General features: G+C 36.5%; 13 protein-coding genes. All 13 read right to left on the bottom strand.

Annotated elements, in window-relative coordinates:
* Window positions 1-135 precede the first annotated feature (135 nt).
* Entirely contained in the window at window positions 136-1,491 is a 1,356-nt protein-coding gene (locus Q0954_RS30615; RefSeq protein ID WP_299464633.1) for an RHS repeat-associated core domain-containing protein, read from the bottom strand.
* A gap of 73 nt (window positions 1,492-1,564) precedes the next feature.
* The gene (locus tag Q0954_RS30610; protein ID WP_299464630.1) at window positions 1,565-1,960 is read right to left on the bottom strand and encodes a hypothetical protein; all 396 of its coding nucleotides are present in this window, start codon (window positions 1,958-1,960) and stop codon (window positions 1,565-1,567) included.
* Window positions 1,957-3,225: an RHS repeat-associated core domain-containing protein gene (locus Q0954_RS30605; RefSeq protein ID WP_299464627.1), complete on the bottom strand. Its 1,269-nt coding sequence runs from the start codon at window positions 3,223-3,225 to the stop codon at window positions 1,957-1,959. Before Q0954_RS30605 ends, Q0954_RS30610 begins: the two co-directional genes overlap by 4 nt.
* A 213-nt stretch (window positions 3,226-3,438) precedes the next feature.
* Window positions 3,439-4,014, bottom strand: a complete 576-nt coding sequence (locus tag Q0954_RS30600) for a hypothetical protein (protein ID WP_299464625.1) — start codon at window positions 4,012-4,014, stop codon at window positions 3,439-3,441.
* 3 nt (window positions 4,015-4,017) lie between these two features.
* Window positions 4,018-5,424: an RHS repeat-associated core domain-containing protein gene (locus Q0954_RS30595; protein ID WP_299464622.1), complete on the bottom strand. Its 1,407-nt coding sequence runs from the start codon at window positions 5,422-5,424 to the stop codon at window positions 4,018-4,020.
* Window positions 5,425-5,580: 156 nt separating this feature from the next.
* Window positions 5,581-6,042, bottom strand: a complete 462-nt coding sequence (locus Q0954_RS30590; RefSeq protein ID WP_299464619.1) for a hypothetical protein — start codon at window positions 6,040-6,042, stop codon at window positions 5,581-5,583.
* A gap of 54 nt (window positions 6,043-6,096) precedes the next feature.
* Window positions 6,097-6,429: a hypothetical protein gene (locus Q0954_RS30585; RefSeq protein WP_299464616.1), complete on the bottom strand. Its 333-nt coding sequence runs from the start codon at window positions 6,427-6,429 to the stop codon at window positions 6,097-6,099.
* A gap of 2 nt (window positions 6,430-6,431) precedes the next feature.
* Window positions 6,432-6,755 (bottom strand): hypothetical protein, encoded by a 324-nt coding sequence (locus Q0954_RS30580; protein ID WP_299464613.1) that lies wholly within the window; start codon window positions 6,753-6,755, stop codon window positions 6,432-6,434.
* Between the two features lie 26 nt (window positions 6,756-6,781).
* On the bottom strand, window positions 6,782-7,237 hold the full coding sequence (locus Q0954_RS30575; RefSeq protein ID WP_299464610.1) for a hypothetical protein: 456 nt from the start codon (window positions 7,235-7,237) through the stop codon (window positions 6,782-6,784).
* A 2-nt stretch (window positions 7,238-7,239) separates the two neighbouring features.
* On the bottom strand, window positions 7,240-8,484 hold the full coding sequence (locus Q0954_RS30570) for a hypothetical protein (RefSeq protein ID WP_299464607.1): 1,245 nt from the start codon (window positions 8,482-8,484) through the stop codon (window positions 7,240-7,242).
* A gap of 381 nt (window positions 8,485-8,865) precedes the next feature.
* Entirely contained in the window at window positions 8,866-9,243 is a 378-nt protein-coding gene (locus Q0954_RS30565; protein ID WP_299464604.1) for a S1 RNA-binding domain-containing protein, read from the bottom strand.
* A 5-nt stretch (window positions 9,244-9,248) separates the two neighbouring features.
* Window positions 9,249-10,535: a hypothetical protein gene (locus Q0954_RS30560; protein WP_299464601.1), complete on the bottom strand. Its 1,287-nt coding sequence runs from the start codon at window positions 10,533-10,535 to the stop codon at window positions 9,249-9,251.
* A gap of 161 nt (window positions 10,536-10,696) precedes the next feature.
* A complete protein-coding gene (locus Q0954_RS30555; RefSeq protein ID WP_299464598.1) occupies window positions 10,697-11,074 on the bottom strand; it encodes a hypothetical protein in 378 nt (125 codons plus the stop codon).
* Window positions 11,075-11,138 lie beyond the last annotated feature (64 nt).

Here is an 11,138-nt window from a genome sequence, read left to right as displayed (position 1 = left end):
TACCCGCAAAATTTTAAAAAATAACACCCTATAAAGACGTTGTTGCTTGGCTTACCTGTACTTCGTGGAATGGATACGAAGAATGTACTATAAGTGAGAATAACATAACAATTGTTAGTTTAAAAATCATATTTCTTATCTTATATACCATGTTGGAAGTAAAGGTTGATTAGTTGGTGTTAACATCCTTGGACCTGCTGGTGTCATATTACCATTAACATCTTTTCTTTTTATATAATGCGTACGTAATGGCAAATTTAGCTGACTTCTGACCAAATTTGTTCGGTAAACTGCTTGCCACTCTCTCCTTGCTACTCCCAAGTGGCGTCTAGTATCTAATAATCCTCTATTAGCGTCTAAGCCATGAAACATCTCATGAGCTAGAATCATTGAAGTATTTTTTTGTGCTCCTGATGTTGTAAACATTTTTTTTCCAGATGGTTCCCAATATACTTTACCTCCTGCACCTCCAGATAAATTAGTACCCAATCGCGTTAAAGTAGCAAGTTGTACAGTTGCTTGCGGATCAGTCCTAATTTGATTTGCATGAGCTCTTATGGTATTATCTGAAGAGAATTCGTTTACACCTTTATTATTCGACGCATGAAAAATAGTGAAGGTATTATTTGAACCTTGCAATTCGCTTACCATTATTCCTCCATCTTGTGTACCTCGTATTTCCCCAAGAGCATTAACAACTTTCTTTAAAAATCCATTTTGAATTTTAACAACGCCATTCTTTACTTTAATTCCTTTTCCTTCATAGCGAGTACCATCTGCATTTTGTAACACTCCATCTTTGTATAATACCTTTTTTCGTTTCCCTAATCCTAAAAAGCCGGTCTTAAAACTAATCCATAATGAATCCCCATTAACATCTATATGCTTAATCGGATCATTTGCACCATATTGATAAGAACTAAAACCGTAATACTTCTCAGCAAAACGATCTACTCTATTAAACCTTCCAATTGCTGGGTCGTACTCACGTTGTCCATACGAAAGCCAGTTCAAGCCAAACGCTTCCTGCTTTTCTTTTCCATTATACAAATACTTATGATTAGGTTTCCCCACCTTCTCAATCCCACTTAAGCCCATTCCAAAAGGATAATAGTGATTCTCCTGTACAATGAGTTGAGGGGTAAAGTCTACCTTGAGATCATCAAACCACACATTTTGACGATCGGTTTCGTTGGCAGTATAAATCTGCAAAATACCATTGGCGGGTATCTCATAATCAAAATGCAGCCTTTCCCAAGCCGTATGTGCCACCGAAGTAACAAAAATTTTCCCACTTTGGATCGCCCTTGTACCCGTTTCATCATAAAAAACATAACGCAAATAAGCATTGGGCAAACCACTGCTTTGGCTACCAGCATTGCCAGGTGTAAAGCTCACACCTACTTGCAATACGTTAGGGTTGTTGGTAGCCGTTTCGCTGTTATTATTGTATGCCTGGGCAAGCGTACCCACAAAGAAAGCCCAAACCATTTGTACATGATTTGGGCTTTAGTTTTTAACTCAGCCTATGTTTACCCAACCTTTCAAGTCTTTTTCAGAAAACTTAAAATGGTTGGGGGCTACTTTTTTTTCTTAAAACAACGTCATCAATTTTGAGTTTACTATTACTCAATATCTCAACATTCAGGCTTCTTCTATTCATAAACCCTGAACTTAATATTGTAGTTAAATCTCGCTCTTCATTGCACTTAAGGTATAAAACCTTTTTATTGACTACTTCCCATTTTCCTTCGCAAGTTGGTGTTGCACCAGGCATCTTCTGAGTCCAAATAAAAGATCCATCTTGCTTAATTGTCAAGTGATACATAATCATTAAATATCTCTTGCTTTTTTTGGTTTGCCCGAAAAACTCCCCTGGCAAATCATCAAGTGTTGTTCTTGTTGCAACACAAGAGGAAATAAATATACAAATCAATAGAAGTATTAAATTTTTCATCATTTCTTATAATATGTGCCTTTTAAAAATCTAAGTATGTTGGTATTTGCAGGATATTTCATTAACATATCCTTGTACCTTGGTAAGGCTTTTATCAAGTCATCTCTTGTAGAATTTATGCTAAGACGAACCCCAGCAGTATTGGCGCTGCCACCTGGCTTATATGGTTGCTTATTATTTGATGTGATAATCCCCTGAACCCAGCTTGCAGTTATTTTTTTAAAAGAATTCGCTGTATGTGTAGAACTTAATTGTGATACGCTAGATGGGCTGTATGCAAATTGTGCTTGATATGCATCAGCTTCATCAAATACATCATGCAACACAGGTTTCCCTGTTTTGGCAGAAAACCCAACTTCTCCTTTTTCAAAATGACCAGCATGTGTAACTTCGTGCACAAAATTAGACGTAACACCAAATTTAATAACAATATTTTTAGTATTCGGATCTAGTTTAGTTTCTCCTAATTCATCAGTGGTTTTCTCCAATGCATAAGTTTGTTTGCTGGACTCTAATCCATCCATTATTGTCAAGGTTGAGCTAAGTCTTGATATACGCTCTTGTCGGTTGCCTATTTTTCTAGCCAACTTCTTTTTGCTCCATCCTTTTTTTTCAGCTTTTGCTTTCAATTTCTCAATTTTTTTCTGCAATTCACTTCTTCTAGCAGCAATCTTTTTTTTCTGCTTATCCCATTCTTTTTGACTACCTTTTTCTATTTCTTTTCCATTAGGGTCAATAAATTTTAATGGGTTATTGACCACATATACATAAGGAGAAACAAAAAGATATTTTTCAGCTAACGGGTCAATACTATGCCACCTTCCAAGTTGAGCATCATAAAATCTAGCTCCATAATCCAACCAATTCAACCCAAACGCTTCCTGCTTTTCTTTCCCGTTATATTGATACCTATGCTCAGGCCTCCCCTGCTTCTCAACACCACTCAAATTCATTCCAAAAGGATAATAATGATTCTCCTGTACAATCAATTGGGGTGTATGCTCCACCACCATATCGTCAAAGAACACGGTTTGGTCGCTTTCGTTGGCGGCAAATACCTGAAGGTAACCGCGCTCAGTAGCGGTATAACTAAGCTCTAACGCTTGCCATTGTCCAGCGTTTACCTGCAAATGTTTGATCTGCAAAGAAACCGCCACCGGAGTACCGTCTTGTGTATAAAACACTGACTTTAAGTAGCCGCTTGGCACGCTCGCATTTGGGTTGTTGCCTCCGTTGTTGGGCGTAATACTCAAGCTCAAATTTAACAAAAATGGGCTGTTTTGCGAAGAGCTCTATCTCAATAATAAAAAAGCCCAAATCAGTTTTGAGTGATTTGGACTTTCGTTTTTAACTCAGCTTGTATTTTGCTGTGTAAAAAAATTTGACCGCTTTTATTGGTGAACCCTTTTAATTCACTGTAGAAGGCTCAAAAAAGCTGTATAACCAGTTTCCCATTTGGTTTTATCACTAATTCATAATACCTACTCTTGATACGTTAATGTCAAGGAATATACAGATTCTTTCGGTCTACTTAAATCTATGAAAGTCTGCCGCATTGATAATGTCAAAAGGGGTTGATCATCATGTTTATGCTTAAAAAAAGATATGTTTTTAATTACCGAAAAACTAAGCTGCTTCTTTTCAACCTTAATGTCTTGAAAATGCTTTTTTAAATCTTTTTTTATGCGTCTACATAACTTTTTATAGACTTTTAAATTATTAAATCTAAAATGTAAAACGAGTGACACAAGCTTAGTACCATTTAACGTATGTAATGCCAAACCACTATCAAACCCAAGAACTTTGATCAAAGGGTGTCTATTAAAAGACCCTGATTTAACCAATACAAAATCCCCAAAGTCAGTTTTAGATGTATCCTGCTCTATGGATAAATATTTATTTTGTTTCATCTTACCTGAAATTTCAGAGACGGGTCTTGTAACATCAATATTTAAGTAATACTTTTGTAGCATTTGATTTAATGCTACATCTTGTCCTAACACTCTAAAACAAACAAAGCAAACTCCTAATAATAAAAAAACAAAAGTACGTAACATTGATTATTTCTTTATTTTATTAAAACGTTGAATCATTTTATTAGTAATTCTAATATTTAAATTAATGGGACTACCATTTTTAACTAATGGTACTTTTGGATCACCATAAAACTTCCTTAAAGGAAGTCCCTTTTTCTTTCTTATCAAGTTGGTATTATATACAGCCCTAACTTCTATTACTTCTTCTCCCATACGTTTTCCTTTCATACCAAAGACAAAGCGTCTATCTAATAAACCTTCACTTGCATCTACTGCATGAAACAACTCATGTGAAAGACTCAATGCAGAATTTTGAGAGTTAAATTTATAAGATGGATTCCAGTAAACTGTTCCACCTGATCCAATCTCGTCAAAAGGTAATCCAGAAATCCACAGATCTCCTTTTTGGAAAGGATGCTTATTTTCTGGATCAAGATTCATAATCGCAGAAGCATTATTTAATTTACTTTTGACTGGGATAAACCTGTTATCCTTAGATTCTTGGATGGTAAAACTAAATTTGGACGATTGTAGTTTTAATAACATATCTTTTCCTTCTTTTACATCACTTATATAAGAAAGAGCTCCTAGAACCCTACCTAACGAATTTCTCTTAAACTTTCCTTTTTTGTTATATGCCCTATGAGTCACATCTTTTCCTTTTTTTGTAAACAGCTTACCATCTAAGTAAAGAAGTTTTTTACTACCATAATTTATCCATAATGAACCCCCATTAACATCTATATGCTTAATCGGATCATTTGCACCATATTGATAAGAACTAAAACCGTAATAATTCTCAGCAAAACGATCTACTCTATTAAACCTTCCAATTGCTGGGTCGTACTCACGTTGTCCATACGAAAGCCAGTTCAAGCCAAACGCTTCCTGTTTTTCTTTTCCATTATACAAATACTTATGATTAGGTTTCCCCACCTTCTCAATCCCACTTAAGCCCATTCCAAAAGGATAATAGTGATTCTCCTGTACAATGAGTTGAGGGGTAAAGTCTACCTTGAGATCATCAAACCACACATTTTGACGATCGGTTTCGTTGGCAGTATAAATCTGCAAAATACCATTGGCGGGCATCTCATAATCAAAACGGAGCCTTTCCCAAGCCGTATGTGCCACCGAAGTAACAAAAACTTTCCCACTTTGGATCGCCCTTGTACCCGTTTCATCATAAAAAACATAACGCAAATAAGCATTGGGCAAACCACTGCTTTGGCTACCAGCATTGCCAGGTGTAAAGCTCACACCTACTTGCAATACGTTAGGGTTGTTGGTAGCCGTTTCGCTGTTATTATTGTACGCCTGGGCAAGCGTACCCACCAACAAACTTAAGCTACTTGCCGTGGGGTGGCTGGGAGCACCACTGATGCGGGCGTATACTCCAGTACTTACCTTATCCCCCTTAGTTACTTTCAAGGTTTTCCAAGGGCCCAGTAGCTGGGTATCGCCCCTTGGTTTGGCAGCTAATCCAAATTACCTATACACAAATTCAAGCTTATACAACTCGTAAAAAAAGCCTGAATCAAATGAATGAATCAGGCTTTAGTTTTGTAAATACCCTAGCTTAAATGTTTAAAAACCAGGGTGGCTTAATTTTTTATATCGAGCAAATTGAGGTGAACTTTCAATAGTAGCTTTAACTTGTAAATAGTTAAATGGCAAGAGGTTTTTATCTTCACCTATAAGTAAGAAATTATTTAGTTGTAAAAACTCTAAAACTACATTTAAAACCTTCTCATAATTACTTGTAAAATCGATTCTAAACGATATTGACTCTACATAATTGCTCTCACCCAGAACTTCAAAACAGTTTGAAGTTTCTGTTCCATAGATTATTAAATCTTTATTCCAAGATTTTGCTTTTGGAAGAGCTTCCTCAAGCTCATCAAATAAACTGATATGCACAAGGTGATTTACCCAAAATACATCTTCATCAAATTGAAGTTCAAGCTCATTAGAATAATCTATTCCACCAGGTATGACTATAAAAGCATATTGCCAAAGTGCCATTTTGCCTATTTTATATCCTTTCAATAAAACCAGGGCTCTAAGCTTGTTATAATGGAGTACAAGCCTGTGAAACGTGGGTCAGTTGGAGGTTTTTTGCTTACCCTTTCTAAACTTTTCTAAATATTGAAAATATAACCATAAAGCATCTTCTTGCGAGTAGTTTGCTTCTTTCAAAAATGGGGCTATCCAAAATGAACCTACATCTTTTTTTTTATAATCCGTAAGCCAACTTAAAAAACCATTCTCACCAAAGTAATAGTCATCCTTTGTTGAACCAGAGATTAATACTCCCATTTCATAACCTGATATAAAAGTAGCAAGTTTTGATATCGTTGGCTCACCTAGATACATTGCAGGTCTTTTTTGAAGTTCATCCAATAAGAAGTTTGTCAAATTATCTATATCAGTCATATTTACTTTTTTACTTTAAATAAATTGAAAGCTGCTTGCCCCTCACTAAAACCTTTTGCACCTTGGATAGCAAGGTTATACATATATGTTCCTAACTCTGTTCCTGTTGGAGTATTATTATCAAATATATAAACCTTTCCATCTTTCCCTGTCACTCGCACAACCTCATGATATCCATTGTCTGATAGCTGCTTGCTCTCTCTACCAAAACCATAACCAGCATTGATTATTTTTATGCTGTTGGAACTCCATACCATCGGATCGATGGCGTCATCTTTTTTATGAGCACCATACTTTTTTCCTAATTGTGCTATAACAGGGCACAATTAGGAAACTTAAGCCAAAGTTAAGGTTAAGTATCAAATAACATTAACGCATCTGTTTCATACTTTTCTAAATCATCTAATATCAGTATTTCGCCTGGTCTTTGTTTATAAAACGCGACTTTGGTAGTATTATAATCAAAGGTTAAAACTATTCTAAAGCCTTTACCCAATTCTTCTTTAATCTTTTCGGCTAACTTATTAGCAAAAGAGTATCCTACTAGCAAGCTTTCTTCTGCATCATCAAAAGGTTCAATATATTGATTAATAAATATTTTATTTACTTGCCACTCACTCCCTACTTTATCTTGAAAGTCGGAACTATATAAAAAATCTACAGCCAAATTTTCAAAAAGATATATCCCGTTTTTTTTGATAATAGCTCCATCTAAAAACTCTTTTAAACCTAAATGAAATTGAGTAATTGATTTCTTTTCAAGTTTAGTACGTAGTTTTTCAAAATTGCGATTTGTTCTTTGTAACATAATTAAAGCTCTCCTAAGATTCCTAACCCTTTTTTTATTGCATCTTTAAAACCTACCTGTTTGTCTATCAACTTATCAACATGTGGAGCAGGTACATCCCAAACAGAACCTTTTGCATTAGGGTTCCTAGAATAGAATTTACCATCCTTATACATATACTTTACATTATTAGCATCTTGATAGTGTAATTGTCCAGGACGAATACCAGGAGCAGGGTTTTCAATATCTATCCTAGAAGTTTTCCCCCATTGCTTAACTGTTTTACTGGGAGTTGCCGCACCTTTTGCTCCAAACATGCCTTTCGCTCCACCCTTTGTTCCTACAATTACCCTCCCGTTCTTCGCAAGCCTTTCTATCCTAGTCACAGTTATGGCCCCATCACTAGCAACGTGTTCTGTTACTTGCCCTAATATCTTTAGGCTCCTTGTTGATACTGCTCCAATTGCACTTGGATCAGGTAAAACTGCATTAGGTCCCTCTCCTAATATAGCACCTGCTCCAGTAAACAAATAATCTAATCCAATCTTTCCATAACGTCCTATTTCAAATAAATACAACCCTGGATGGGCATAATCACCTTTATGAGGATTAGGTTTAGATAAATTTGCTTTCGTTCTTGCTTGAAATGCTTCTGTTATTTTCTGAGCTCGTTTACTTGGATATCCTCCATGAGGTTGAACAGTTTGCCTTTTAGCAGCTGTATTTTTAGTTGGATTACTTGTTGCTTTCTGTTGGTTTAGCAACATATAATTCATGCTATTATTGTATCCAGGAACAGACTCTAAACCTTCCAACTCAAGGTCACCAGTTACTTTATTCTCACTAAAAGCATAAGTACTATTATACAAATAATCTTCCGCCAAAGGATCAACACTAAAGAATCTTCCTAGAGCAACATCCGCATTTCGCCATTTGAAACTAGACCAGTTGAGCCCAAACTCTTTTTGTTCCTCCTGACCTTGGAATTTCCACCTATGCTCAGGCTTTCCATTTTTAGAAAGTCCTTCAAGCTCAAGTCCAAACGGATAATAATGATTCTCCTGTACAATCAATTGGGGTGTATGTTCCACCACCATATCATCAAAGAACACAGTTTGGTCGCTTTCGTTGGCGGCAAATACCTGAAGGTAACCGCGCTCAGTAGCGGTATAACTAAGCTCTAACTCTTGCCATTGCCCAGCGCCCGCCTGCAAATGTTTGACCTGCAAGGAAGCTGCCACCGGAGTACCTTCTTGTGTATAAAACACTGACTTTAAGTAGCCACTTGGCACGCTCGCATTTGGGTTTTTGCCTCCATTACTGGGCGTAATACTCAAGCTCAAATTTAACAAAAATGGGCTGTTTGTAGAAAAGCTTTAATTAAAAAAGCCCAAACCATGATAAAAATGATTTGGGCTTTGGTTTTTAACTCAGCTTATATTTTGCTGCGCCAAGAAAGCTTGTCCTGTAAGGATCAAAACTTTTATTTACTCAACCAATCTTTCAAGTCTCCTTGAGAACACTTTTAGCAACCGCCCCCTATTCCAGCACCTGAGAGCACTTTTCAGTATTCTGAAAAACGAGCGTAGAAGGTTGTTCTGCGATTATTAATGACGGATGGTCTAGGGCTTAAAAGAACATGAGGTTAACTAGGAGCACTCTATATTTAATAACAACCACTCAGGTAAATCGACATACAATCCACGCTGTAATTTCCTAAGTCTATATTTGTTATCGGAGGTTCCTCTCAAAGATAGCCATACCTGCTCTCTAACATCTTGTTCAGAATCAGTATGCCCTAAAACTTCTCCAATTATCACATCTTTTTCTTTCGGCATTAATTGATATGCATCTGTATTTAAATTTACTTTAAGGTCTAAAACCTCTATCACTGGAATAAATCCATCAATTTCCAAGCCTTCAATGCTAATAAATAATCCATAAGGCTCTATTCTCTTTACCAAACCTTTAACAAACATTCCAATAGGAAATTTATTAATAATTCTATTCCATTCATCTCTAGTCATAATTTTTAAAAGTCCTTTAGTTCTCGAGAAAAAGTGTTTAACAAAGAATAATCATCCTTAGGTATTACCACTTCTATTCCACGTCTTTCGCCAAGATAAGTTTGTTCATACTTTTTGAAGTGTTCATCATAAACACTTTTTGGAATTTTAATTTCCAATATTCCCTCCCCATAATAACGATTATATTCTTCTGCTATCCACCTATCACCTGGTCCTGCAAAGTACGCTCTTCTTCGAAAATCCTGGGTAAATCCATCCTTTAAAAAGCCTTTTCCTTCACCAGATTGAGGTGCTTTATAGATAATAACAGTTTCAATTCCTGCTCCTGCTCCTCCACCTGCAGGCCTTACCTCATTTTCTAATTGTCTAAACCTGCTTAATTGGACTGATGTCATATTTTGAACACCAATCATCTCAAGAGCATCAAATTCTTCTCTCTCAGCCTCTGTTAACTCTGCTTTTGTAGGCCTAGTTACATACTCCGTTCTTTTGACTTTTTTCTCAGAAATTATAGAGTATAAAGGGTTATTTGTAAGAGAAGCGGCTTTTTTACCTTTATCCAAACGTGCACCCCAAGGAAATATATTATTATTTGGTACTTGACCAGAATTGTAAGTATCTGATACAGTACCAACAGGAAGCGGCAAAACTCTGGTAGAAACTCCCATCCTAACCGCAACCCCAACATTAGATTGGTTTTTATTTGGTTTGGTAGCCTTTTTCCCTGCTTTAGATTGAACCTTCTCTAATCCTTCTAACTCAAAATGAGCTACCATTTGATTCTCACTAAAAGCATAAGTACTATTGTAGTAAAAGCTCTCAGATAAAGGATCAACCGAAAAAAACCTGCCCAAGGCAACGTCCGCATTTCGCCATTTGAAACTAGACCAGTTGAGCCCAAACTCTTTTTGCTCTTCCTGACCTTGGAATTTCCACCTGTGTTCAGGTTTTCCGTGCTTCGAGAGCCCTTCCAGTTCTAACCCAAAAGGATAATAGTGATTCTCCTGTACAATGAGTTGAGGGGTAAAGTCTACCTTGAGATCATCAAACCACACATTTTGACGATCGGTTTCGTTGGCAGTATAAATCTGCAAAATACCATTGGCGGGTATCTCATAATCAAAATGCAGCCTTTCCCAAGCCGTATGTGCCACCGAAGTAACAAAAATTTTCCCACTTTGGATCGCCCTTGTACCCGTTTCATCATAAAAAACATAACGCAAATAAGCATTGGGCAAACCGCTGCTTTGGCTACCAGCATTGCCAGGTGTAAAGCTCACACCTACTTGCAATACGTTAGGGTTGTTGGTAGCCGTTTCGCTGTTATTATTGTATGCCTGGGCAAGCGTACCCACAAAGAAAGCCCAAACTATTTGTACATGATTTCTTTGGTTTTAGAAAACCTTGCTGGACACAAGTCTAGGGGCTTACGTCAGGTTGGGATTAAACAGCTCTAAGGTTCTACCCTTATCTGTATTTCAGTTCCATCCGGTAAATTAGATATTTGATGCGCAATTTTGGAGTTATACAGGAAGTTCTTGTCAAAGCGTTTAACATGTAAATTTTCAACTTCAAATTCCCCACCTACAATAAATGGTTGTTTAGGACATAAACGCTCTCCATCTTGTAAAAAATTGCCTAGGCTTTGCCATTCTTGTATCAAACTTTGCCCTGTGTAATAATCTAAATCCTCAGAGTTGTTAAACATTACTGTAAGAAACTCCTCAAAACTTGTTGCTACTTCTTCCTTTTCCGCACTTTCCAAGTTAAAAAGAACTATACCATTTTTTGAAAAACAGAATTGATTACCAAATAAATGTATCCATTCCACGAAGTACAGGTAAGCCAAGCAACAACGTCTTTATAGGATGTTATTTTTTAAAATTTTGTGGGTA

This window comes from uncultured Microscilla sp. (assembly GCF_947493425.1).
Taxonomy (GTDB): Bacteria; Bacteroidota; Bacteroidia; order Cytophagales; family Microscillaceae; genus Microscilla.
Note: the sequence above shows the minus strand (reverse complement) of the source record. Positions and strands in the feature narration are given on the sequence as shown.